Here is a 24,719-nt window from a genome sequence, read left to right on the forward strand (position 1 = left end):
GAAACTGTGACCAGCTTTTTTTTCAACGATAAAGATTGAAAAAACAGTGGAGCATCAATGAATCTGCTACTACTCGGTGTATTACTGGCGATCATCGCGATTGCTTATCAGCTCGGATTAAGCCAAAGTCAGCAGCTGGCTGGTCAGGGTAAAAATACCGCTATGCTGAATTCACGTCCTGGCTACTATGGTGCGATGGTGGCTTTATGGTGTGGGATTCCAGCATTTTTTATTTTTCTACTCTGGAGTCTGGTAGAGCCTGTCATCCTGAAACAGTTGGTTGTGAACCATTTGCCAGAACAGATGGTGGCAGACATGGATCAGGCAAGCTTAAGCATCATGGTGGATCGGGTACAGGCACTGGCTTCCGGTTTTGGCATCAGCGATACGCCCCAAGCCTATGAACTGTCTGCAGCAGAACAGATGGCACGCATGCTGAGCATCAGCAGCTATGCCAAGCTGGTGGTGGTCATCTCAGCTGCGGTTGCCGGACTAGTCTGGGCAAAACGACGCATCACCAAACAGTTACGTGCCCGCCATCAGGTCGAAAAAGTGATCAATATTAGTCTGGCACTCTGTTCTGGTGTGGCCATCCTGACCACACTGGGTATTGTCATGTCGATGTTTGGCGAAGCCATGCGCTTCTTCAGCTTTGTCAGCCCGATGAACTTCTTCTTTGGTACTGAATGGAATCCGGGATTTAGCAGTTCAGGCGATGCTGAAGGCAGTTATGGTCTGTTGCCACTACTGTGGGGCACAGTCATGGTCAGTGCAATTGCACTGCTGGTTGCTGTACCTATCGGTTTGATGATTGCAATCTATCTGGCGGAATATGCTTCTCTACGATTTAGAACTTGGGCCAAGCCGATCATTGAGGTACTTGCCGGAATACCAACCATTGTCTATGGCGTATTTGCCTTGATGATTCTCGGTCCATTTCTTAAAAGTGTAGGTGCCATGTTGGGCGTTGATATCAATGCCACCAGTGCCCTGACAGCGGGTGTGGTGATGGGAATCATGATCATTCCATTTGTCTCATCACTTTCAGATGACATCATTACCCAGGTACCACGTGCACTTCGCGATGGTTCGCTAGGACTGGGCGCAACCAAATCGGAAACCATCCGTCAGGTGGTGCTTCCAGCTGCCTTACCCGGCATTATGGGTGCCTTTTTACTTGCAGCGTCTCGTGCCATTGGTGAAACCATGATTGTGGTACTGGCTGCGGGAAACAGTCCAATCTTGCATGCCAACCCGCTTGAAGCGGTCTCTACCGTCACCATGACTATTGTTAATCAGCTAACAGGGGATACAGATTTCGCCAGTCCACAGGCATTGGTAGCCTTTGCACTCGGTCTAACCCTATTTGTGATTACTTTAGGTTTAAACATCATTGCACTGATCATTGTGCGCAAATATCGTGAGCAATACGACTGATGAGTACTTCAAATACCACGCCGTTGGATCAGGATCTGGATCCTGTAAGCGCAGCAGCACAACGGGAAAAGCGCAAGCAGATCATTCAGGATTCCTTGGCCAAGCGTCATCGCAGGGAAAAATCATTTCGCAGGTTTGGTCAGTCTGCAGTACTGGCGGGTCTGTTCTTTGTGGTGTTGCTATTTGGCAGCATCCTGGCCAAAGGATTACCTGCATTCTGGCAGAGCAGCATGAGCCTACCGATTTACTTTGACCCAGCTATTGTTAATGTAGAGCCGAAGCCAGTGCAGTCTGACAAAGAATCGCCAGCACAATATCAGGAACGTTTGTTAGCTTGGCAAATGGAAATGGGTATGGTGGATTGGGATGCACTGATTATCAATGGCATGTTGGCACGGGATCCAAAGCTGGAAGCTCAGCAAGACGAACTGGGCGCTTTATACGCCAGTTCTGAAGCCTACCGTTTGCGGGATATGGTGATGAATGACCCATCACTGATCGGTCAGACAGAGCAGGTAAAAATTCTGGCAGATGCTAATGTTGATGTCTGGCTAAAAGGCAATATTGACCGTGATCTGTCAGATGAACAACAACAGCTGAGTCCAGAAATACGCAAACTGGCGGACAGTATGAAAACTTCAGGGCTCATCAAAAGCAGTTTTAATACCCAGATCTTTACTAGTCCAGATTCACGTAGTTCACCCGCGGCTTCTGGTTTGGCAGGTGCCTTTATGGGGTCGCTATTCATGATGCTGATTGTAATTCTGATCTCGATTCCCATTGGTGTAGCATCTGCAATCTATCTGGAAGAGTTTGCACCAAAGAACTGGATCACGGATGTGATTGAGGTGAATATCAACAATCTCGCAGCAGTACCTTCCATTGTCTTTGGTCTACTGGGTGCAGCGATCTTTATTGGCTGGATGCATTTACCGTTATCTGCGCCATTAGTAGGTGGTTTAGTTTTAAGCCTGATGACATTACCTACTGTAATTATTACTACTCGAGTTTCATTAAAAGCAGTTCCTCCATCAATTCGGCAAGCTGCCTTAGGCTTGGGTGCCTCACGCTTACAAACAACTTTCCATCACGTGTTGCCACTGGCACTGCCGGGTATTTTAACCGGTGCAATCATTGGTGTAGCACAAGCATTAGGTGAAACCGCACCACTTTTATTAATTGGGATGAGTGCCTTCGTTGCCAGTGTGCCAGCCACTCCACTAGATCAATCAACCGCTTTACCCGTACAAATTTTCCTGTGGCAGGGCAATGAACTGCGTAACTTCTTCGAAGGACGTACTGCCGCAGCCATTATTGTTCTTCTTGCGCTCATGATTGGATTAAACAGTTTAGCCATCTGGTTGCGCAAGAAATTTGAAGTCCGTTGGTAATAAGGAAAAAGAATGATGAACACGACAGAAATTTTAAAATCTATCATGCAGGATCCAGAATTGAATTCACAAGCATTATTATTTAATTCAGCAGATGCAGCAGCTAAATCCATCCCTACATTGACTCCACAATCAGCCGCTAAAATTGAAAGTAAGCAAGCTGACAAAAGTCATCAGATCAAAATCAGTACCCAGGATGCGCATGTTTACTATGGCGAATCTGAAGCCATTAAAGGAATTGATCTGGACATTTATGAAAATGAAGTCATTGCCTTTATTGGTCCATCTGGATGTGGGAAATCAACTTTCTTGCGTATGCTCAACCGTATGAATGACAGTATTGATGGTTGTCGTATGACAGGAAAAGTGTTGCTGGATAATCAGAATATTTATGATCCAACTCTGGATGTGGTAATGTTACGCGCCCAAGTCGGCATGGTGTTCCAAAAACCGAATCCGTTTCCAAAATCAATTTTTGAAAATGTGGCTTATGGCCCAAAATTGCATGGACTGGCCCGAGATCGATATGATCTTGAAGAAATTGTTGAGAACAGTTTACGTAAGGCGGGGTTATGGGCTGAGGTAAAAGATCGACTGAATCAACCAGGAACAAGCCTGTCAGGTGGACAGCAGCAGCGTTTATGTATTGCACGTACCATTGCAGTTTCGCCTGAGGTGATTTTAATGGATGAACCCTGTTCAGCACTTGATCCGATAGCAACCGCCAAAGTTGAAGAACTGATGAGTGAATTAGCGCAGCAGTACACGATTGCAATCGTCACACACTCGATGCAACAGGCAGCACGTGTATCCAACCGCACAGCATATTTCCACTTGGGCCATTTAATTGAAGTCAATGCAACAGAGAAAGTCTTTTCTCAACCTGATCATGAGTTGACTGAGGCTTATATTACTGGACGTTTTGGGTAATACGACCAGTAGAAGGCTTAAAAGTTAAAAAATTTAACTAAAAAATAGAGCAATTGAAGTGTTTAATGCTGGTTTTGACATGGACTGCATAATATAGATTAAATCATATAATAGCTTTTATGTCTAATATTATACATATAAAGTATTTTATTGTTTAAGAAGTGATCTGTATGATTCTCGCCCAGATACTAAGGCTGTAGTTTCTGATTTATTTCTTATTTTTGTTTTTCTAAGCTCATCCGTCCCGCGGATGAGCTTTTTTTTGTCTAGTCTTTAGATTAAATATAAGCTTTTTTCTCCAGATAAGCTTCGCAAACCAGTAGCTCTTCTTGCTGCAATTCCTCAGTAATAATGTCATCGTTTTTGATCATTATAGGATTTATATTATCTTTCACAGGGATTATTTTTGGCCTTATGTTGCATAATAAAGTCAAAGATCATATGGATGCAAAAGCTGCTGGGTTCTTGTGTATGCTGCCTAGGGTATCACTACTTGGTATAGGGAGTTATCTGAAGTAAAAACTTACCGTTGGGGTGGGCTGTTTGGGGCGAAAAGAATTATGATGAGGGAATGCTACTTGTGGGCATGATGCTTGCCATATTTACCAATATTTTGGCTTCACGCTTAAAATAATCTCTATTAACGCTATCCTCGAGAATAATCTGAAACTTCGCATATAGCGGCGCTTTCTATTAATTATTAATAGTAGATTTGATTAAGACTTTATCGTGATACATCTTTTCATCAGCTTCTACGATAGCCGCGGACAACCCATATGCTGGATTTCGCATTGCAAGGCCCATTGCAGCACTAAGATTAGCTTCTGCAAACCCAGTCTGAATTCTTAAAACAAGTTTTTTAGCATTCTCTAAGTTAGTTTCTATACTCATTACAGCAAACTCATCGCCACCCAAGCGAGCGACAATATCATTGCTACGTACAATGTCTTTTAAAGTTAGGGCTGCTTTCTGAATTAGCTCATCACCTGCCGCATGTCCTAAGGTATCATTTGTGATTTTTAAGTCATTAAGATCAATCATGATTAAAGCAGTGGGGTGACCATAACGTTTGCACCGCTCTTCTTCTAAGTTAATTAATCGATCCCATGCACGACGGTTAAAGAGACCAGTCATTGAGTCTGACAAGGCTTCCATTTCAAAACGTTCAGCTTTACGTACATGTTCAGCTGCTCTTAATTCAGCTTGGATAGTATAACTAAGGACCTTTGCTATAAGATCAAATAATGGAGCATCTTCAATAAGAACTTTAGTTTGAGGTTCAGGGTCAATTGCACAGAGAGTACCGAAAAGAGATCCATCTTCTCTTAAAAGAGGTTGTCCAATATAGGCTTTAATAGTGACAAGTTTATTTATTGGTGCATCTGTATAAATTTGAACATCAGGGGAGTGGGGAGCAATACGAGGCGCGTTATTTTGTACCATGTGCGAACAGAAGGAGTCTGCCCAACGAAACACTTGCCCAGGCTTGACATCATAGCCATTATCTTCACTTAGTAGCACGATCCAGTCATCACCCTCCGTACGGGTAATCATCCATAACTTAAACCCGAAACGTTGAGATAAGAATTTTAAAATAGCTTGGCCTGCTTCTTCAAAATTCTTAAAGTTAAGATTATCCATTCAGTTAATCCACGCTGATATAAAGAGAGATGTGACAGAATTACAACTTTCAAATCACTGTTATGTGTATCGTAATTTAAGGGGTCATCTGTTCTAGACAATTAGGCTGAAATAGATAGTTAGCTTCCTCAAGTCATCACAATACATATTATTTATTGTTGAACTTTCCAACAACTATATATTGGCATATCAATGTAAATATTGTCTAAGAGTTCATTGAATCATAGACTTGCCGGTGGAGCGCATTTTGTCTATCTAAATAGATGGCAAAATCTTTAAGCCTAACCATCAACGGCACTTTTGCAGATTGCTCAATTTTGAGTGCTGGAAATGGGAGATGATTAAAGGTTTTTTTGAATGGATACACATTAATTTACTTTTTATATAGAAATGTATTACAAATGACTTTAGAAGGCTACAGATATAGGTGGTAATTATATAGGCTGTCATCCTGATTGGTGGAGGTGAAATATGAAATTATTAACTTTGATTGGTGCAGGGATGTTAGCTGGATATTGTTATAAGAAAGTTAAAGGCAAAAACACTTTGAAAAATAACGGTTCTTATGATGCACAGCAAGATCTTAATGCCCCACAAGATCCTAAGGTGCAACCCCCGGCAGATTAATTTACTAAAAAACCTCACGCATTAGTGGGGTTTTTACTTTTCAAAGAAAACTTAACAGATTGTCTAGCTCGAATTTAAAAAATTAACTTAAAGAATACGGATTAAAATTAGTTCTCAATATTTTCTATACTTTCTTAAGCTCCTTAAAGTGCTATTTTGAAATCACTCCACAAAGTGATGATCCAACTAAAAAATATAATGAAGTATTAAATCCTACCCGCTTAATTATCCCCGGTTAAGTGGGCTTTTTTTTATTTACATGCAAATTAAATTAAAAATCACCTTCTTATATCTATTATGTGCTATTACAAGAGTTCGATATCTATTCTAAGTAATTCATAAAATGACGAAAAATGATATTGAAGCTGGAATGGAGTGGAGTGAGTCTATATATGAGGCGGCACTGAAGCTACATAAGCCTAAAAAATATAGAACCATTAATAAAGTAGAATTCTTCGCGCTTATATTGGAATTGTTTTCTGAAATACGACACGAAGAGGCGATTATTCAAATAGAAGCAGTAGCGGTAAGATTTAAATTTAGAACTAAGGGTAGGACCTACTGGATATTTGATATGCCTGAAATAAGCGATAAGCGGCTGTATATTGAATACATATTAGATCAGCTGGACGAATTTAACTAATATGTAACCCTTTATTAACTCAGGATTTTTCCCCTAAATAGCAGGTGATCTTTGTCTAACAATAACTTAAACAAGCATAAAACCAACAAGTAAGAACGATTTAACCGTATTTACCATACTTACATCAAACTATTTAAAGGGTATCTTTAAATGGTTCTAAGAGAAAATATTTAGCTAAAAACCATAAAAGTTAATCACTGGCCCGCTTAATTTCCAATAGTTAAGTGGGCCTTTTGTTTTCTAATGATAATCCCCTCATATCCCGAAGCAGGGGCAACAAAGTGAGGAGATGTATATGCTCCAGTTCCTGCCTTGCTTATTTGGCCTACATGGTGCGACTGAGTTCGAATACACGGCTGATGGTGAAGAAATCAAGTTATGTCGTAATTGTTTAAAAGAGGTTAAATAGCTGGTAGCCGGACGTATTACGGGCCATAGCTCCACCGGACTGAAGTGCTGGTGGGGCTTTTTTTTTAAACTTAAACCTACGTCTCATGGTAAGGCGTTTCGTTGTATGGCATGACAGCAAGAATCGCATACATTGGATGCTGTATGCTGTCTTTCTTTTTATAACGCCGTAGGGGAGCTGACAATGTACAAGCTAAACAAGATCTACAGTTCTGCTGTGCTGAGCTATCCTAAATATCAAAATCTCAGCAGATCAGGCCTAAACCGTCATCAAATGATTGCAATTGATGAAATTATGATTGAGCTTATAGATCGAATCTGAAATCTTAGAAATATGCTGTAATAAAAAGATTGTTCAAGATATTTAAAATGATTACTTTTGATATTGTTCTATTTGTGCTTTAGCTTTACACCTATTAAGGGTAAACATGAAGCCAAGGCATTCTCTAATGACCAGGATTGAAATCTTGATAACCCTATTGGCTATCATAATTATTAGTTCAACTATTTACTTATTAGCGCATATATAAAAATAAAACCTCCTTAGAGAGGTTTTTTAATGGTTGAAAAATATATAATTTCAGCTATAAATTAAATATTTTAAACAAAAATAGAGACATAACGAAAAAATTTATAATACTGGCATTAATCACCTAGTTTGCTACAACCGTATATTCTCATGGTGGGCGCACTGAAAAAATGGTTGTCATAATGAGACAAAGACAGGGACTAGACACTGTCACTAGGGGGGAATATGGGCTTCAATTTTCTTGATTACGTATAATTTAAATATAGGCTTTTTTCTCCAGATAAGCTTCGCAAACCAGTAGCGCTTCTTGCTGCAATTCCTCAGTAATATAGCCATAACGATAAAAACTATGCTTCATCAACGAGAAAATTAATTCAATCATGATGGTTATATCATCGGTTTTTTTTAGCGTTAAAGGATTTTCCTTTTGGGTAAAAATTTTGACGAACTCTTTGGATATCTCTTCGATCACAGCTTCTTGAAGGCTAAATCCTTCGATGTTTACCGGACCACCCAGAATCAGTATGCTGGCTGGCTTATTCTGGTTATAAAAAGCAGAGGCGTTACTCAAGGCATCTTGAATGATGTCCAGCACTGACCATGTCTTGTAGATCTGAGCATTATGGGTCAAGTAACTTTGCAGTTTTTGGAAATATCGATTTACGATTAAGCTAAACAGATGATCTATCGTAGGAAAATACTGATAGATATGATTTCGTGGCACACCTGAAATTTGTGAAATTTCCTGGATGTTGCATTCAGCTAAGGTCTTGGTTTCTAAAAGATCTATGGTGGTTTGAATCACTTTTTCCAGACGCTCGATACTTCTTTTCTGAACTGGCATCTTCACTTCATTCATCAGCATCTTACATCCCCTCATTGATTTCCTAAAAAAACTACCATATATTCTAAAAACCGACACGTGACGGATTTTAGATTAAAATATTTTCATGGAGCTGAAAATGAATAAAACTGTCTGCATTATTGGCGCAGGCCCTTCAGGCATTGCCGCAGCAAAAAACTGTAAAGAATATAATATAGCGTTTGATCTATTTGAAAAGAATGACAAAGTTGGCGGAAACTGGGTATTTAACTCAAAAACAGGTCATTCATCTGTTTATGAGAACACGCATATCATCAGTTCCAAAAAACTTTCAGAGTATGAAGATTACCCGATGCCGGATCATTATCCAGATTACCCACGGCATGATCAGCTACAACAATATTTCGAGAACTATAGTAAACACTTCCAGGTGTATGACCAGATCAAGTTTAACCATACCGTAGATCATGTTGAACGTATGGCTGACGGTCAGTGGCAAGTGGATTACACCGATGCAGAAGAGCAGAAGCACCAAAAAATTTATCAGTATCTGATGGTGTGTAATGGCCATCACTGGGCACCAAAGTATCCAAAATATGAAGGTGAATTTACCGGCAAATGGATGCACTCCCACGATTTTAAAGGCGTGAATGAAGAGTGGCGTAATAAAAGGATTCTGGTAATTGGTGCTGGAAATTCAGGCTGCGATGTCGCCGTAGAAGCTGCACGCGTCAGTAAAGATGTGTACTTATCTATGCGTAGCCCACAATGGTTTTTACCTAAATTCTTGCTAGGCTTACCAAGTGATATAGTAGCAAAATCATTAGAAAGTTTGCGTCCTAAAATGCGCCAGGGCATATTAACTAAAACCATAAAAATTCTAACGGGCGATTATGCGAGTTATGGATTGCCTGTAAATACAAAACCAATCCTGAGCCAACACCCAACACTGAATTCTGATCTCATTGATTATGTACGCCATGGCAAAGTCAAACCAAAGCCAGGCATTAAGAGATTAGATGGCAAGACTGTTGAATTTACAGATGGTACAAAGCAAGAGTTTGACATCATTTGTTGCTGTACTGGATTCTGGACTGTATTTCCATTCTTTGATCCTGAATTTATCAATTTCCAACATGCTGAGAAAGTACCGCTTTATCGTAAGATGATGCATGCGGATTATAAAAATTTATATTTTATAGGTTTGTTCCAGCCGATTGGTTGTATCTGGCCGTTAGCAGACTTCCAGGCACGTATCGCATGTCAGGAAATATTAGGTAAGTATAAGCGTCCGAAAGATATGAAAGCAGCCATTCAGTATGAGCTGGATCATCCTCACTATAACTTTGAGGGTGGGCAACGTCATGCTGTAGAAGTGGATTACAACACGTTCCGTGAGGAACTCGTCTCTGATCTCGCTTCAGCTGGCGTGAAAATCCCTCCACGTGATTATAATATTTCAACACTCAAATTAATTTCTAAATTATTTGCTGCTTAGTTAGATAATAAGTTACGTAATAAGTGTTTTTTGCACTTATTACGTTCTCATATTAAAAAAATGTATTACAAGGAATGCGTAATGCAGATAAAAAATGTTTTTATTCCTGTCGAGTCTTTTCAAATTCAAGCTGATTTATATTTAAATCATAATGGCTTGCCCTTTGTCATTATGGCACATGGCTTGGGTGGTGATAAAAGTTGTGCTCTAGATCGATATATTAAATCTTATCTGGAACATGGTTATAACGTTTGCTGTTTTGATCATCGAGGATTTGGCAAGAGTAGTGGAAAATATAAAAATCTAGTTGATAAAAACAGTCAATTGAAGGACTGGAAAGCAGTCATTCAATATCTTAAAGATGAGTTCAATCTGACTGAACAAGACCTCATTTTATGGGGATATTCCTTTAGCGGTGGACATGTCTTAACACTTGCCAGTGAGCAGAATTACCGTGCCATCATTGCCAATTTCCCCCATGTCGACGGATTGGCAAGCCTTTTCAAATATCCGCTCCAATACCTTTTGCCTGCAGCTTTTTTAGCGCTTACAGATATGTGCTATCGTCTCTTTGGAAAAGCTAAAAATATGAGCGTCGTTTCCAAAAAACGGTTTGCAGTACTTTCAGGTAAAGATTGTTACGATGGCTATTATTCACTGATTTCAGAAAATCAAGATTGGGATAATCAGATCCCTGCAAGAATTATATTAACTATTCCATTTTATCGACCGATAGCCATAAGCCATAGAATAAAAACGCCAACGTTGATTGTTGGAGCTAAGCAAGATTCTTTAATTCCTATTTCAAGAACACGTAAAACAGCACAACAATCAGAATATATAAAGTATTTTGAAGAAGATTGTGGGCATTTTGATCTCTTTCATCTGCCTTTTATCAATCGTATTCAATCAGAACATTCGACATTTCTTCAACAGCTTTGATGAATTCAGAGACAGAAATAATTCTACAAGTTCAGATACACCCTATGAAAACAGCCTAATTGATTATTAGGCTGTTTTCATTGAAGGCATTAGATCGATATCACCCATGTATTAGCTTTTTATGCATTTAATCTTTTTAAAAAGTCTAATTGATAACGTACATTTTTTGAGAAATAAGGTTCAAAGTACGGATCAAAATGATCTGCTTCCATTTCCACTACTTGAAGAAATGGATTCTTAACCTTTTCTATTTTTTTAGAAACGAAGGGAGCGACCGTATCTTGTGTTGCGCCAACAATCAACATAGGTACTTCCACTTGCTTTAAACGTTTCCAAGGACGATAAAAACCCATGGTGAGCAGGGAACGTGCAGTTACACGATTATCATATTCGATATTCAGTTTTTCTTTGGCAAGTTCCATGGCGTTCCAGGCCTGATCTCGATCCATTGCCCCTAATTGACCTGGTTGAGAAACAGTTGGAATACAAATGCGTTCACCAGGTTTAATTCTGTCTGCCAGACCATACCCTAAGAATTTAAACATTTGTGGGAGGGGAACAGAGCGAACAGTTTTGATGCCATCAAGCATAGGAACCTGGATAATCGCGCCTTTTAATTCAGGATGCTTTGCTGCCAAGTCCACTACGTGTCCGCCACCAAATGACGTCCCCCAAACAATGATGTTATCGGCATCCACCTGCGGCAAGGATTTCAGATGTGCTAATGCCTGGTGAGCAGTTTTTACGCGTTTCCACGGATTGATATCTTGTCGTGGTAAGCCAGCACTGCGTCCCCAGCCTGGATAGTCGAACTCCATTACCGCATAACCTTGGGCAACAAAGTGATTGATAAAAGAGTCGGTTAATGCACCTTGAATACTTCCCCAACCACCAACCATAAGAACTGCTGGAAGTTTTTGATTTTTACACTCATTTGGAACATGTAATGTTGCCGAGCAAAGGGTGCCATCGGTTAAAAATGTAGATTCAAGGACAGATTTTTTGATATGTGAGGTATCAGGATATTTGCGGTCTGACATATATGTTTGCCTGCTCTTAGATTTTTCGATGGCTACCTTCCATCTCATTTTTATTGAAGAATGCACCAGAAAATTAAACTTATTTTGATCAATTCATAGTGCACTATTATTCTTCTACGTTATCTTGAATGATAATCAAGATAATTAAATTTAACTATATTCTTGAATACTATTCAAGAAATATTTACGATGCTGTTTTGATTAGTTTTATGCGATAGCACTTTAATTTTTAGAAGAGTGAGAAATCTGAATGGCCCGTAATAAACGTGTACAAGATCGGGAAGAAAAACAACAAGAGATTATCGATGCTGCACGTTCGTTGTTTCTAAGTGAAGGGTATGATGTGACTTCAATGAGTCGTATTGCAGTTGAAGCCAACGTTGCCCCAAATACAATTTATTGGTATTTCAAAAATAAAGATGAATTATTGGTTAGCATCCTGAATGCTGAGTTAACCAAGCATGTAAATGAATACATGTTACAAACCTCGCAGGATCTTTCTGAACGTTTAATCTGGGTAGTAGATCAACTTCAATTAGTGGATCGCTTAGTAAGTACTGTGCATGCCAGATTGAAATTTTCAACAGAACTAAAGGAGTGGCATGAGAGATTTCATGTCATGGTGGAGGCATTGTTTCGTTTAGAGCTAAAGAAGATAGGGGTGGCCGCTGATCAAATTGAGCCTAGAGTAAAAATAGCTGTATTCACCATTGAAGGTCTTTTAGCTCATCCGATATCTGAACAAGAGAAACGGGCTATTTGTGCAGCATTAGTTGCCTGTTCTTAACAGTTCAAATCCTATATTAGGATTTGAACAAGTTCGGTCTATGATTTAATTTAAAATATTCATAAAAACATATAGTTATAATTTTAGTTCAATTGATGCCATCAGCATAAGCTTTTTTCTTATGATGGGGGGCATATACATCAAAAAATTATTAATTAAGTGGCTTAGCGTTTCACAAATTGACTCGGATTTTTCTGAGTCACCCGCTGGAATGCACGGGTAAATGCGGCAACTGATTGGTAGCCAACTTTTTCAGCACAATCTGCAATAGATATTCCTTGTGACAAATATTGTTGTGCCAATTGAATGCGGTAATATAAAACAAATTGTGTGGCTGAAAATCCTGCAATATCAGAGAAATACTTGGAAAAATTAGCACGCGATATACCACAGACTGCTGCCATAGACTGCAAAGTCCAATCTGCTTCAGGCTTAGCAACAATTTCTAAAATCAAAGGATAGAGTGTCGGGTCATTAAATAATATCCAAAGAGGAAACTTTTTATGGTTTTTTTGACTAAAAGTATGGCGAATCAAGTAGTAAAACAAAATGCTAGTCAGGCGCTCGATTAAACTGATTGAAGCATCATGATCCAAGCTTGCTTCATGACGTATTAATTCAAATATGTTTAAACATTCAGTTAATGCTTGATCATCCTTTCTTAATACTAAATAGGGTGGTAAGGCTGCGATAAACAATTCAGAGAGTTTTGAGCGAAATGTAAAATAACCACATGCTAAATGTGTAGAACATGACAAGATATTGGAATCGTCACTGTTGACTAAGTTACGTTGTAATTGAGTCAAAGACGGAGCAACCCGTTGAGAAGTATCGGTAATAATAAAAGGGATATCTTTTAAGAGAAAAATGGCATCTCCTTGATAGAGATGAATAAAGTTCTGCTCTTCAAGTATATGAAAATGGCAATCTTGTTGAAGAACCAAATGGAAACTTGCTTGACCTTGTCCTTGAATGGAAGTCGACCATTGTTGGTGATATCGGCTTAAATGCTGGAGAGATGTCTCGATTTCTAAGCGGTCGATCAACCAACTTAGCATTTTTTGAGAATTATTAAGCATAAAAACTTCCAATAGTTTAGACGATAAAGCATTTATTAATACTAATGAACATTGAGAGAATACTATAAATTTTCAACACTAAGTACTCTTAACGGAGTACATACCATGACGACTTATTTCCAACCTTTAACTAGTGAACAAGCACCTGAAGAAGCAAAACAACGCCTGATCAATGCCGAAAAAGCGAATGGTTTTAGTTCCAACCTTTTAGGTGTTTTAGCATACGCACCGACTGCGTTAGAAATGTACCAAACCGTTTCTGAAATCAATAGCCGTAGCAGCTTAAATGTACAAGAACGTGAAGTCGTGCAACTGGTTGCGGCAACAGATAATGGTTGCACCTTCTGTGTTGCTGGGCATACAGCATTGGCAAAGAATAAAGCGAAACTAACACCTGAAATTGTGCAAGCCTTACGTGATCAAGCAGAGTTACCTGATGCCCGTTTAAATGCTTTGTCTACTTTTGCACGTCAAGCATTATTGACCAAAGGTGCTGTGGATGAGCAAACAACTCAAGCATTCTTTGATGCCGGTTTTACTGAACAAAATGCTCTGGATGTATTATTAGGTTTGAGCCTCGCGACTTTATGTAACTATGCGAATAGCCTGGCTCGTACCGAACTGAATAGCCAACTTGCTGCACACAAATGGGAACCGAAAAATGCTTAATGCCGCTTTAGCTGTTTGGTTAGAACAGCATGCAGAGGCGTTAAATGCGGGCGAAGCAGACGTCAGTCTTGCTTTGCTTCAGCAATTAGGTCAAGCCGATGTATTTAGACAAGGTATACCTAAGCACTTAGGTGGTCTTGGCAATACCTTAAAAGATGCAATTGAAACCGTTGCAAAAGTTGCAGAGTATTCAGTCACAGCTGCGTTTGTCAGTTGGAGTCAGCGTACCTATATTGAATATTTACTCACTGCGAAAGCTGATGTTTTAGATGAATTTCGTTTCGATGAACTGCTTACTGGCGAATATGCAGGAGCGACAGGTTTATCCAATGCGATGAAATTCCTCTCAGGCCTAGAGCCTCTGCAAATTCGGGCTGAAGCAGTAGCGGGCGGCTGGAAACTGAATGGTAAATTACCATGGGTGACCAATTTTCATCCTGCTGGATTTACTGTAGCTGTTGCCGCTGATAGCGCTCAAGGTCCTTTATTATTTTTAGTGCCATCTGATCGAGCTGGCTTTGATCGTCGACCAAACCTGGAATTGATTGGATTGAAAGGCAGTTCTACCGCTGCTGCCACGCTTACAGATGTGATTGTTTCACCTACAGAACTGTTGAGTGATAAAGCTACCCAATATCTTCCAGCCATTCGTCCAGCATTTCTAGGATTACAGTGTGCGTTATCTATTGGCTTGATTAAACGCAATCTGCAGCAAGTCATTGCCAAAAAACACTCGAATGTAGTCAATGATCAAGTTGCCTATATTCAGCAGCAGCTAGAAGAAAACTTAGCAGTACTCTTTTCTGGATTGGAATCAGGACAATTTGTCACTCAAGCTCGACGCCTATTTGAGATCCGAATTGCACTAAGTGAACTGACTCAACATGCGATTCAGCTGGAACTATGCAGTACAGGTGGCAAGTGCTATTTGACACCGTATGAAGATGGCTTTACCAGACGTTTAAAAGAATCTGCCTTTATTCCAATTGTGACACCGAGTGTCTTGCAATTAAAAACCGAACTGTCACGTTTAAGTGCCTAAGACATGAAGAATAGACAAGCGTTACTCACTGCAAAGCAACTTACCATCAGTCATGCGGGTAAAACCCAGGCCGTGATTGATGGTGTGGATTTCGACATTCAACAGGGCGAAATCATTACCATTTTGGGACCAAGTGGTGTAGGTAAATCGACATTATTGTCTACACTTTCAGGCTTACATGCTCCTGAAAAAGGACAAGTAGAGTTATTAGGGAAACCAATTGCTCAGCAAAAGTCTGAAATGGCATTTATGTTTCAATCTGCAGTGTTATTGCCTTGGCTGGACATTTCAGAAAATGTTGCATTTGGACAAAATTTTAAAAATCAGCCTAAACAAAATGAGGCAGAAATCCAAACGCGGGTGAATAATGCGTTGAAACGGGTGAAGCTAGAGCATATTCCCCATGCGAAACCAAACACTTTATCAGGTGGTATGGCGCAGCGAGTGGCATTGGCACGTGCTTTAGCCAAATCTCCACGTCTATTATTGCTTGATGAACCCTTTAGTGCACTAGATGAATTGAATCGTGCCCAATTACAAAGGCTGTTGGTTGATTTAGTACAAAGCCAGGAAATTGGTGCTGCAGTGATGATCACACACGATATTGATGAAGCCTTACTCATCTCAGACCGTATTTTCTTTTTATCAGGCCAACCTGCCAACATCAGTCAAATATGGTCATTAATGCAAAATCATCCACGTGATATCTGGGAAAATGAATTCTCAATGATTCGCAATGATATTTTGAAATTACTACATCAACATCAAGCCAAGATGCTGGAAAATATTTAAGGAAACAGACATGTGTGATGACGATATCAATCATTCTCGTCGAGATTTTCTTAAATTGATGGGACTTTTTGCCGGAACTGCCGCCTTGCCAATGCAAGCCAGTCTGGCCCAAACCAAGCCTGAAAATACAACAACCAAACGAGTCAGAATTGGTTATATTCCAATTACTGATGCAACCCCTTTATTGGTTGCCTATCAAAATAAGTTATTTGAAAAACAGGGCTTACAAGTTGACCCACCCATTTTATTTCGGAGTTGGGCGCAACTGGTGGAAGCTTTTCTATCTGGTAGTGTGAATGTCATTCACCTGTTATCACCGATGGCAGTATGGACACGTTTCGGTAGTCATTTTCCTGCAAAAATTGTGGCATGGAACCATGTCGGTGGTTCAGCACTGACAGTCGCTCGACATATCAATAGCCTAAAGGATCTTGGTGGTAAGCAAGTTGCGATTCCTTTTTGGTACTCAGTGCACAACGTGGTATTGCAGGAAATGCTGCGTAATGCAGGTCTGAAGGTCATCACCAAACAAAAGGGAAAATTGGCGGCCAATGAAGTAGGAGTCATCGTATTACCGCCCTCAGATATGCCACCCGCGTTACTCAGTAAGCAAATCTCAGGTTATCTTGTTGCCGAACCGTTTAATGCCATTGCTGAACATCTGAAGATCGGAAAAATATTGCGATTTACGGGCGATGTCTGGAAAAAGCATGCCTGTTGCGTCGTGTACATGCATGAGAAAGATTTACAGCAACATCCTGAATGGTCACAAAAAGTGGTGAATGGTATTGTGGAAGCCCAGCTTTGGTGTCGTAGCCATCGTGCTGAAGTCGCGAAATTGATTTCACGCGAGCATAAACCACGATTAACACCACATATTCATGCTGTGATTTCTCAGGTGGTTAACCCCAATCCATCCCGGCAGAAGTTTTATTTAAGCACTGGGGCAATAAAACATGCTGCATGGCAAGACCATCGTATCGATTTTCAGCCTTATCCTTTTGAAAGTTATACAGTCGAGCTGATCAAACGTATGCGTCATACCCAGGTTGAAGGCAATTCTGCATTTTTAAAACAACTGAATCCAACTTTAGCGGCACGCCAATTGGTCGATGATCGTTTTGTTAAAAAAGCCATTCAAAAATTAGGCGGCATGAAAGCATTTGGTCTCACTGAGTCCTTTACCCGTCAGGAGATTTTTCAATTATGAATAATATCATGATGCCAAATTTGAAATATCATAGTTATGGATTATTTGGGCTCATCGGCTTTTTCTGCCTCTGGCTTGTTGGGGGAACATTTATTCCTGAAGGATTTTTTCAGCAATTTACTTTAAACGCGACATTGACGAAGTTTTTAATGTTAATCCAAGATAGTGAAACCTATACCCATATATGGATGAGCCTCAAGCGTGTATTAGTGGGACTAGGTATTGCCTTGCTGATTGGGATTCCTGTGGGACTGTTGATTGGACAAAATCAAAAAGCAGATGCATTGACCTCACAAATTTTCCAGTTTTTACGCATGATTTCCCCTTTGTCCTGGATGCCGATTGCAGTGATGATTTTAGGTGTGGGTGATAAACCTATTTACTTTTTACTCGCGTTTGCTGCAATCTGGCCTATTATTCTCAATACAGCGACAGGTGTAAAAAAAGTTGATCCTCAATTGTTAAAGCTTGCGCACAGTTTAGATGCAACACCTGGTGAAATCTTGCAAAAAATTATTTGGCCAAGTGTACTTGGACAAGTATTGGTGGGCTTACGTTTGGCGATTGGTATTGTCTGGATCGTACTCGTGCCGAGTGAAATGCTGGGTGTAACTTCAGGACTTGGGTATTTTATTTTAGATGCACGTGACCGTTTGGATTATACTGAGTTGCTTTCCATCATTTTAATTATTGGTTTTATTGGTTTTGTCCTTGATCGTTTGGTCATTACCTTACAAAAGCGCATCACAGTTTAATCGTAGATAAAACAAAAAAGCCCAAGTTCATCGGGCTTTTTTATATCTGAGTCCATCGCTTTATCTAGTTGAATATTCTGTTTGATGTGGAAGAAATTTTCCTGCAAATAGACCCAATTCAAACAACCCCCACATCGGTACGGCAAGTAATAACATGCTGAGTAAATCTGGTGGGGTGATAAACATTGATACAAAAAAGCAGCCCACAATAATAAATTTTCTCTTACGCATAAGTTGTTCCAAAGTTACCAATTTTGAAAGCAATAACACGATAATGAGCACGGGAATTTCAAAACACAGACCAAAAGTAAAAAACAGCTTTAAACAAAAGCTTAAATAACTGCTGATGTCTGTCATGGGTAAGACAGCATCAGGAGCGATATGCATAAAAAAGTACAGTACAGAAGGCAATACGATATAACGGGAAAAACTGATGCCAAGGTAAAATAAAATTAAGCTTGAACTAGACAGTGTAATGATCAGTTTCTTTTCTTGCAGATACAGCGCAGGCACAATAAAACGCCATATATGCCAAAGAAAAAATGGTAAACAAATTAAAAAAGCAATAAATAGGGTTAATTTAAAAGGTGCAGTAAATGTCGCAGTAATATCGGTTGCGATCATTTGACTGTTCGCAGGTAAGGCTTGTAAGAGCGGTTGTGCAAATACTTGATATAACCTTTGAGCAAAAGGCAATAAACATAAAAAGACAACGGCCAGCATTAAGATGATCTGAATCAGACATTTTCTCAGTATTGCCAAGTGACCAAGTAAATGTACAACAGTTGATGATTGATCTGGAGATATCATGAATGCATATGTCTACTTAAATATGAGGGGGTAATGATGTGCTCATTCAAAGTTGTGTAACTCAACGGATATAGATTGAGATGTCCCGCTTGTTCCATGGGAACAATTGCTTCGATCTTTCCTAGACTGCTGTAGGGCAAGCCAATATAAATAGGCTCATCAGAATGTAGCTCAGCATAAATTTTCTGACTGAGTATTTTTTCCAAATCTCTTACGTTGTTGATTTCAGATTCGAGCGTTTGTTGTAGCTCATTGAGCTTGATTTCACGTTCTACATCAGTTTGAAAATTTTGTAGCAGGTTCTTAATCTTTTGATACAACTGGTATGCAGTTTTTAATAGCTCTAATAGTTTCTCAGGACCTAAGAATATCAATGCGAAACTAATAAAGAAGATAAGTTCAAACAAGCCAACATTTAGCATAGGGTAAGGCGGGTCAGTAAATTAGGATTGAAGGTTTTTATTTTTTGGCTGTGATGAAGTGGTAGTTTCATCTTTCGGAGATTCGTCTTGAATTGATGTTTTAAAATCTTTAAAAACACCGCCTAAATCTTTACCTAAATTTTTTAATTTTGATGTACCAAATAATAAAATCAGAACCAAGGCAAATAGGGCAATGTGTCCAAGTGATAAACCTAACATGAAGTATCTCTAGATTGTTTGTTGATTCGACTATTTTAAACGATGCATATTTTTTCTTATTCATATTAAATGATTAGTTATTTACTCCCATTCAATAGGATTTAGAAATGTGCCCAATTTTGCTTTATGGATTTATTATGCATTTATTGAATACCAAGGTGGTTATAAGGCTATATTAATTCAAATATTATTTATAAACTCCTCACTCTAAGTAAAAAACTAATAGCTAATCCCAAATTTTTTCAATCTTGAAATTAAGGTCGTCGGGTTAATTCCCAGCAATTTGGCAGCGCCGTCTTCACCAAATATTTTCCCTTCACAATGCTCAACGGCGCGTTTCAGGTTATCTATTTCCAGCTGTTTCAGATCCTCAGTAGTTAGAATCTCTGGAAGGTTTTGTTGTAATGGGGTATTAGGCTGTTTTGCCTGATGCACAACCGGCTGTCCATCCTGCTCCAATAAATACTGAAATGACACAGCCCCGTGCCGAGCGGTAATCATGGCACGTTCCAGCACATTCTGTAATTCACGGATATTGCCGGGCCAGTTATAACGTTGCAATTCTTGGATATGTTTCTGGCTAAAAGAAAGGTAGGGCACTTTACGCTGTTCACAGATCAGCTTACTAAAATGACTAACTAAAAGCGGAATATCTTCTTTGCGTTCACGTAATGCTGGTGAAAAAATAGGAAATACATTTAAACGGAAATAGAGATCTTCACGGAAACGTTTCTGTCTGACTTCCAGTTTGAGATTACGGTTGGTTGCAGCAATAATTCGGACATTAACTTTACGTGTGCGTTCTTCACCAACCCGTTCAAAGGTACCTTCCTGCAAGACACGAAGCAGTTTGCTTTGCAACTCGAGTGGAATTTCACCGATTTCATCCAAGAAGAGTGTGCCTTGATCCGCCAGTTCAAAACGTCCAGCACGATCCCGGACAGCGCCGGTAAAAGCACCTTTGGCATGACCGAAAAACTCACTTTCAAAAAGTTCAGCAGGAATTGCGGCACAGTTAACCCGGATTAGAGGCTGCTGCTTGCGATGACTAGACTGGTGAATCGCACGGGCAATCAATTCCTTGCCCGTACCCGACTCGCCATAGATCATCACGTTGGCATCGGTTTGTGCAACGACCTTGATCTTTTCGATAATTTCCCGGATCGAACTACTATTCCCAACAATATCATGGTATTGATTATCTTGCAGGATTTCTTCTTGCAGATATTCATTTTGCTGTTCCAGACGGCTTTTCAGGTTTTGCAGTTCATTCAGCGCCTGGGTAAGCTTAGCCTCGGTATTTAAGCGTTCAGAAATGTCACGGAAGACCACGACTGCACCAATAATCTCACCGTCACGGATTACCGGGGTACTGGTGAATTCAACCGGGAAATAGCTGCCATCCACCCGCCAAAATACTTCCTGAATACCTTCATGCACCACGCCGTCGTGAACTGCTGCATAAATCGGACATTCTTCTACAGGATAATGCCGGCCATCTTCATGGGTATGATGATGAATCTGGTGAATATTCTTGCCGATGACATCTTCAGGTTTCAGCCCCAGCATTTTGGCACCTACCGGGTTAATAAAGGTACACAGTCCCTGATGATTAATACTATAAATTCCGTCACCCACGGCGCTCAGCAGTAAATGTTTACCAGTATCGGAATCAATAAAAAGTTCCTGTAATGCTTGCCATTCCAGTAGACCTGCACGTATGGCCTTGTCAGCATTTTTATTAAATTGGCGCAGCTCCAGATCTTTCACATCCACCAGCGACCAGATCATGTAGTCATGCTGTTGATACGGTAAATGGATTGAATGCACATCCAGCTGGATTTTCTCGCCATTGCGGTCAAAGGCATAAATCTCATTATTCCAGGCCTGACCTTTATTTAGCGTTTCCTCAGTAAAGGCAATCAGATAGGGCAGCTGGGTAAAATGACCAAAAAGAGAAGTAACTGATTTATTCAACAAGTCATGCCGTTCATAACGCAGCAGGCGAGCAGCAGCAATATTAAAATCAATAAAACGGTTCTCTTTCGGATCAATCACCATCAATGCCTGTGCGGCATGCTCGAAAGCCAAAGGCCGTAAAGAGTCCTCAGATTGTGCCCAACCTGAAATAAAGTCTGCTACCATGATATGAAATTTCGTAGTTGTAGCTATGAAAAATCATAATAATACGAAATTTCATAATTGTAAAAGACTTTTATTTAATCACTAAAAAATGAATGAAAAATTAATTATTAAATAAAAACAATAATTTAAAAAATATATTTAGCAATTTTCTGAATCTGGCACGGCTTTGGCAATCACTAAGACAAACCAATCAAGGTTGTTTAACTCATCTTATCGGAGCGCATTATGCCAAAAGTAGATATCGAACAATATAAAGATGGCGACTTCCTGGTCGACTATGAAGAAAAGGTATTTGAGGATGTTAAAGCCCAGCCAGGTGAAAAAGCACTGGTGACATTCCATACCGTGGCATTTGAAGGTTCGATTGGTTTAGTCAATGTATTGCAGGCTAAACGACTTTTACGTAAAGGCTTTGAAACCAAAATCCTGCTATACGGTCCAGGCGTACAACTTGGCGTACAACGTGGTTTCCCAACATTAGGTGCCGAAGCTTTCCCGGGGCATCTGGCAGTCAACAACCAGCTGAAAGCCTTTATGGAAGAAGGTGGTGAAGTCTATGCCTGCCGCTTCGCACTTCAGGCACTGTATGGCCAGACTGAAAAAGCGCTCATTCCAGGTATTCGTGCCATCAACCCACTGGATGTGATGGATCTGAAACTGCTGATGCGTCGTGACAATGCATTAATCATCGATACTTGGACTGTGTAATTCAAAGATTAGGAAAAATAGGGGAGTAAAACCATGAGTCGAATCGTAAAAGCTGCAGCCGTACAGTGTAGTCCAGTGCTTTATAGCCAAGCAGGAACCGTGAAAAAGGTCTGTGAGCTGATTGCTGAGCTTGGACAGCAAGGTGTGCAATTTGCAGTTTTTCCTGAGACTGTGGTGCCGTATTACCCTTATTTTTCCTTTGTCCAGCCACCGTTTGCGATGGGTAAAGAACATCTCAAACTGCTCAATGAATCTGTGGTGGTGCCTTCAGAAGCCACGGATCTCATTGGCGCTGCATGTCGTGCTGCGCAAATGGTGGTCTCCATTGGAATTAATGAACGTGCAGGTGGGACAATTTATAACGCCCAGCTGTTATTTGATACGGATGGCAGCATCATCCAGCATCGTCGCAAAATCACCCCGACTTACCATGAACGTATGGTGTGGGGACAGGGCGATGGCAGTGGTTTGCGTGCCATTGATTCCGCCGTCGGAAGAATTGGTTCATTGGCATGCTGGGAACACTACAACCCATTGGCGCGTTTCGCTTTGATGGCAGATGGTGAACAAATTCATGCTGCAATGTTTCCTGGTTCTTTAGTCGGACAGGTTTTTGCCGATCAAATCTCTGCAACCATTCAGCATCATGCCCTGGAATCCGGTTGTTTTGTAGTGAATGCCACAGCATGGCTAACACCAGAACAACAGCAACAAATTATGCAGGATACCGGTTGTGAAAAAGGTCCGATTTCCGGTGGTTGCTTTACTGTCATTGTGTCGCCAGAGGGTAAATTTTTAACGGCACCGTTAACCGAAGGTGAAGGTTATGTGATTGCCGATCTGGACTTTAGCCTGATCGATAAACGCAAACGCATGATGGACTCTGTGGGGCATTACAGCCGCCCTGAATTGCTGAGCCTGCTAATCGATCGTCGCAAGACCCAGATTTTACATGAATATCAAGAATCTAATCCATCAACAAACCAAGAAAAACTGAGCAACTTTACCGCACCAACAGAAGAGTTGCTAAGTAAAGCATAGCCATCAAATTTGAAAATGAATTAAGTATTACGTGTAAGGAGTGTCGCCATGTCAGCAGTTGAATTACTCAGTGACCTGCAATGCAATGGCCTGAAATGGGAAGGTGAAGTCGGTTTGGCCCGTAAAGGTGGTGCCGGCCCAAGCGACCATAAAGCCCTGAGTCTGAATGGAAAGACCATGATGATTCCCGTGCTGAATCTTGCCTCTCAGGATTCTCCTTATACCGCACAGCAGGACAAAGAAACCGATAATGTCATTGTCTTCAAAAACAAGATCCCGGTTGCTACGCTAACTGCACCGAAACGTCCAAAGTTTTATGACCTGAAAACCGCAGATGGCATTCCTTATGAACAGATTGCCACCTTGCATAGTCATGACGTACTGGCGACTACGGTGTTGCAGCACTGTATTCGCATGAATGACAAGGCAACTGCATGCCAGTTTTGTTCAATTGATCAATCTCTTAAAGATGGCCGGACCTTAATCCGTAAACGTCCTGAACAACTGGCGGAAGTGGCGAAAGCAGCTGTCGAGTTAAATGGGATCACTCAGATGATTCTGACCACAGGAACACCGAATACACCGGATCGCGGTGCCGAGATTTTATTTAATTCAGTCACTGCTATTCGTGCAACGGTTGATTTACCTATTCAGGTGCAATGTGAACCACCGGATGATTTTAGCTGGTTTACCAAGTTAAAAAATGCAGGCGCCGTATCTATTGGCATGCACTTAGAAGCTGTGAGTGATCGGGTACGACACAAGATCATGCCGGGTAAAGCGGAAGTCTCACTGGATAAATATTTTGCGGCATTTAAGGCGGCAGTTGAAGTCTTTGGCCGGGGTCAGGTCAGTACCTATATTCTGGCTGGGCTTGGCGATACCCAAGAAGAAATTCTGGAGATGACAGCCAAACTGACTGAAATTGGTGTCTATCCATTTGTGGTGCCATTCGTCCCGATTCAAGGTACGCCACTTGAGCATCATCCAAAACCTGAACCAGAGTTTATGCAGGCACTCTATCCGGAAATTGGTGCTCAGTTGAAACAGCATCAATTGAAGTCTGAAGACACCCAGGCGGGTTGTGCCAAATGTGGTGCCTGCTCATCCCTCAAAGCTTATGAATAGGAG

25 protein-coding genes are annotated in these 24,719 nt (G+C 40.5%); 16 read left to right on the forward strand and 9 right to left on the reverse strand.

The features are described from left to right. The first annotated feature begins 57 nt into the window (after positions 1-57). Genes pstC through pstB form a run of 3 tightly spaced genes read left to right on the forward strand, consistent with a single transcriptional unit; the run spans position 58 to position 3,758 of the window. Positions 58-1,437, forward strand: coding sequence for a phosphate ABC transporter permease subunit PstC (gene pstC / locus BS636_RS13080; RefSeq protein WP_099339170.1), 1,380 nt, complete (start codon positions 58-60; stop codon positions 1,435-1,437). Next, the gene (gene pstA / locus BS636_RS13085) at positions 1,437-2,828 is read left to right on the forward strand and encodes a phosphate ABC transporter permease PstA (protein ID WP_099339171.1); all 1,392 of its coding nucleotides are present in this window, start codon (positions 1,437-1,439) and stop codon (positions 2,826-2,828) included. The genes pstC and pstA overlap by 1 nt, the downstream gene beginning before the upstream one ends. 12 nt (positions 2,829-2,840) lie before the next feature. Beyond that, the gene (gene pstB / locus BS636_RS13090) at positions 2,841-3,758 is read left to right on the forward strand and encodes a phosphate ABC transporter ATP-binding protein PstB (protein ID WP_416202897.1); all 918 of its coding nucleotides are present in this window, start codon (positions 2,841-2,843) and stop codon (positions 3,756-3,758) included. A gap of 693 nt (positions 3,759-4,451) precedes the next feature. Here pstB and BS636_RS13095 read toward each other — a convergent pair. After that, positions 4,452-5,399 carry a sensor domain-containing diguanylate cyclase gene (locus BS636_RS13095; protein ID WP_099339172.1) on the reverse strand — a complete coding sequence of 316 codons (948 nt, stop codon included), beginning with the start codon at positions 5,397-5,399 and terminating at the stop codon, positions 4,452-4,454. A 205-nt stretch (positions 5,400-5,604) separates the two neighbouring features. Next, positions 5,605-5,766 (reverse strand): pyocin activator PrtN family protein, encoded by a 162-nt coding sequence (locus BS636_RS16645; protein WP_228206906.1) that lies wholly within the window; start codon positions 5,764-5,766, stop codon positions 5,605-5,607. Positions 5,767-5,870: 104 nt separating this feature from the next. On the opposite strand from BS636_RS16645, the gene BS636_RS16330 reads away from it, so the two are divergent. Next, positions 5,871-6,026 (forward strand): hypothetical protein, encoded by a 156-nt coding sequence (locus tag BS636_RS16330; RefSeq protein WP_171265967.1) that lies wholly within the window; start codon positions 5,871-5,873, stop codon positions 6,024-6,026. 343 nt (positions 6,027-6,369) lie between these two features. After that, positions 6,370-6,669, forward strand: a complete 300-nt coding sequence (locus BS636_RS13100) for a hypothetical protein (RefSeq protein ID WP_099339173.1) — start codon at positions 6,370-6,372, stop codon at positions 6,667-6,669. Between the two features lie 1,193 nt (positions 6,670-7,862). Here BS636_RS13100 and BS636_RS13105 read toward each other — a convergent pair. Then, on the reverse strand, positions 7,863-8,471 hold the full coding sequence (locus BS636_RS13105) for a TetR/AcrR family transcriptional regulator (protein WP_099339174.1): 609 nt from the start codon (positions 8,469-8,471) through the stop codon (positions 7,863-7,865). 97 nt (positions 8,472-8,568) lie between these two features. Here BS636_RS13105 and BS636_RS13110 point away from each other — a divergent pair, with 97 nt between their 5' ends. Together BS636_RS13110 and BS636_RS13115 are read left to right on the forward strand one after the other, a co-directional pair. After that, a complete protein-coding gene (locus BS636_RS13110; protein ID WP_213064224.1) occupies positions 8,569-9,927 on the forward strand; it encodes a flavin-containing monooxygenase in 1,359 nt (452 codons plus the stop codon). Positions 9,928-10,008: 81 nt separating this feature from the next. Continuing rightward, positions 10,009-10,869: an alpha/beta hydrolase gene (locus BS636_RS13115; protein WP_171266024.1), complete on the forward strand. Its 861-nt coding sequence runs from the start codon at positions 10,009-10,011 to the stop codon at positions 10,867-10,869. 119 nt (positions 10,870-10,988) lie between these two features. Here the strand turns inward: BS636_RS13115 and BS636_RS13120 are convergent, their stop codons facing one another. After that, complete coding sequence (locus BS636_RS13120; protein ID WP_099339176.1) at positions 10,989-11,909, reverse strand: alpha/beta hydrolase; 921 nt, start codon at positions 11,907-11,909, stop codon at positions 10,989-10,991. A 250-nt stretch (positions 11,910-12,159) separates the two neighbouring features. Here BS636_RS13120 and BS636_RS13125 point away from each other — a divergent pair, with 250 nt between their 5' ends. Next, positions 12,160-12,696, forward strand: coding sequence for a TetR/AcrR family transcriptional regulator (locus BS636_RS13125; protein ID WP_099339177.1), 537 nt, complete (start codon positions 12,160-12,162; stop codon positions 12,694-12,696). A 164-nt stretch (positions 12,697-12,860) separates the two neighbouring features. Here the strand turns inward: BS636_RS13125 and BS636_RS13130 are convergent, their stop codons facing one another. Next, entirely contained in the window at positions 12,861-13,775 is a 915-nt protein-coding gene (locus BS636_RS13130) for an AraC family transcriptional regulator (RefSeq protein WP_099339178.1), read from the reverse strand. 105 nt (positions 13,776-13,880) lie between these two features. On the opposite strand from BS636_RS13130, the gene BS636_RS13135 reads away from it, so the two are divergent. From BS636_RS13135 to BS636_RS13155, 5 genes are all read left to right on the forward strand, one after another. After that, positions 13,881-14,444, forward strand: coding sequence for a carboxymuconolactone decarboxylase family protein (locus BS636_RS13135; protein ID WP_099339179.1), 564 nt, complete (start codon positions 13,881-13,883; stop codon positions 14,442-14,444). Further along, positions 14,437-15,486 carry an acyl-CoA dehydrogenase family protein gene (locus tag BS636_RS13140; RefSeq protein WP_099339180.1) on the forward strand — a complete coding sequence of 350 codons (1,050 nt, stop codon included), beginning with the start codon at positions 14,437-14,439 and terminating at the stop codon, positions 15,484-15,486. The genes BS636_RS13135 and BS636_RS13140 overlap by 8 nt, the downstream gene beginning before the upstream one ends. Before the next feature lie 3 nt (positions 15,487-15,489). Next, positions 15,490-16,278 carry an ABC transporter ATP-binding protein gene (locus BS636_RS13145; RefSeq protein WP_099339181.1) on the forward strand — a complete coding sequence of 263 codons (789 nt, stop codon included), beginning with the start codon at positions 15,490-15,492 and terminating at the stop codon, positions 16,276-16,278. 10 nt (positions 16,279-16,288) lie between these two features. Then, positions 16,289-17,488: an ABC transporter substrate-binding protein gene (locus BS636_RS13150; RefSeq protein WP_099339182.1), complete on the forward strand. Its 1,200-nt coding sequence runs from the start codon at positions 16,289-16,291 to the stop codon at positions 17,486-17,488. A gap of 149 nt (positions 17,489-17,637) precedes the next feature. Then, positions 17,638-18,243 carry an ABC transporter permease gene (locus tag BS636_RS13155; protein WP_228206907.1) on the forward strand — a complete coding sequence of 202 codons (606 nt, stop codon included), beginning with the start codon at positions 17,638-17,640 and terminating at the stop codon, positions 18,241-18,243. Positions 18,244-18,303: 60 nt separating this feature from the next. On the opposite strand, the gene tatC is transcribed toward BS636_RS13155, so the two are convergent. The 4 genes from tatC to BS636_RS13175 all read right to left on the reverse strand — a co-directional run bounded on the left by tatC (position 18,304) and on the right by BS636_RS13175 (position 21,839). Further along, positions 18,304-19,053 carry a twin-arginine translocase subunit TatC gene (tatC, locus tag BS636_RS13160; RefSeq protein WP_099339183.1) on the reverse strand — a complete coding sequence of 250 codons (750 nt, stop codon included), beginning with the start codon at positions 19,051-19,053 and terminating at the stop codon, positions 18,304-18,306. Beyond that, complete coding sequence (locus BS636_RS13165; RefSeq protein WP_099339184.1) at positions 19,050-19,475, reverse strand: Sec-independent protein translocase subunit TatA/TatB; 426 nt, start codon at positions 19,473-19,475, stop codon at positions 19,050-19,052. The genes tatC and BS636_RS13165 overlap by 4 nt, the downstream gene beginning before the upstream one ends. A 21-nt stretch (positions 19,476-19,496) precedes the next feature. After that, complete coding sequence (locus BS636_RS13170; RefSeq protein WP_099339185.1) at positions 19,497-19,694, reverse strand: twin-arginine translocase TatA/TatE family subunit; 198 nt, start codon at positions 19,692-19,694, stop codon at positions 19,497-19,499. 219 nt (positions 19,695-19,913) lie between these two features. After that, the gene (locus BS636_RS13175; protein ID WP_099339186.1) at positions 19,914-21,839 is read right to left on the reverse strand and encodes a sigma 54-interacting transcriptional regulator; all 1,926 of its coding nucleotides are present in this window, start codon (positions 21,837-21,839) and stop codon (positions 19,914-19,916) included. 225 nt (positions 21,840-22,064) lie between these two features. Here BS636_RS13175 and BS636_RS13180 point away from each other — a divergent pair, with 225 nt between their 5' ends. Genes BS636_RS13180 through BS636_RS13190 form a run of 3 tightly spaced genes read left to right on the forward strand, consistent with a single transcriptional unit; the run spans position 22,065 to position 24,716 of the window. Beyond that, positions 22,065-22,547, forward strand: a complete 483-nt coding sequence (locus tag BS636_RS13180) for an MSMEG_0572/Sll0783 family nitrogen starvation response protein (RefSeq protein ID WP_034585141.1) — start codon at positions 22,065-22,067, stop codon at positions 22,545-22,547. Between the two features lie 33 nt (positions 22,548-22,580). Beyond that, positions 22,581-23,588 carry a Nit6803 family nitrilase gene (locus BS636_RS13185; RefSeq protein ID WP_099339187.1) on the forward strand — a complete coding sequence of 336 codons (1,008 nt, stop codon included), beginning with the start codon at positions 22,581-22,583 and terminating at the stop codon, positions 23,586-23,588. Between the two features lie 48 nt (positions 23,589-23,636). Continuing rightward, complete coding sequence (locus BS636_RS13190; RefSeq protein WP_099339188.1) at positions 23,637-24,716, forward strand: MSMEG_0568 family radical SAM protein; 1,080 nt, start codon at positions 23,637-23,639, stop codon at positions 24,714-24,716. The last annotated feature ends 3 nt before the right edge of the window (positions 24,717-24,719 follow it).

It is taken from the genome of Acinetobacter sp. LoGeW2-3, from assembly GCF_002688565.1.
Classification (GTDB): Bacteria; Pseudomonadota; Gammaproteobacteria; order Pseudomonadales; family Moraxellaceae; genus Acinetobacter.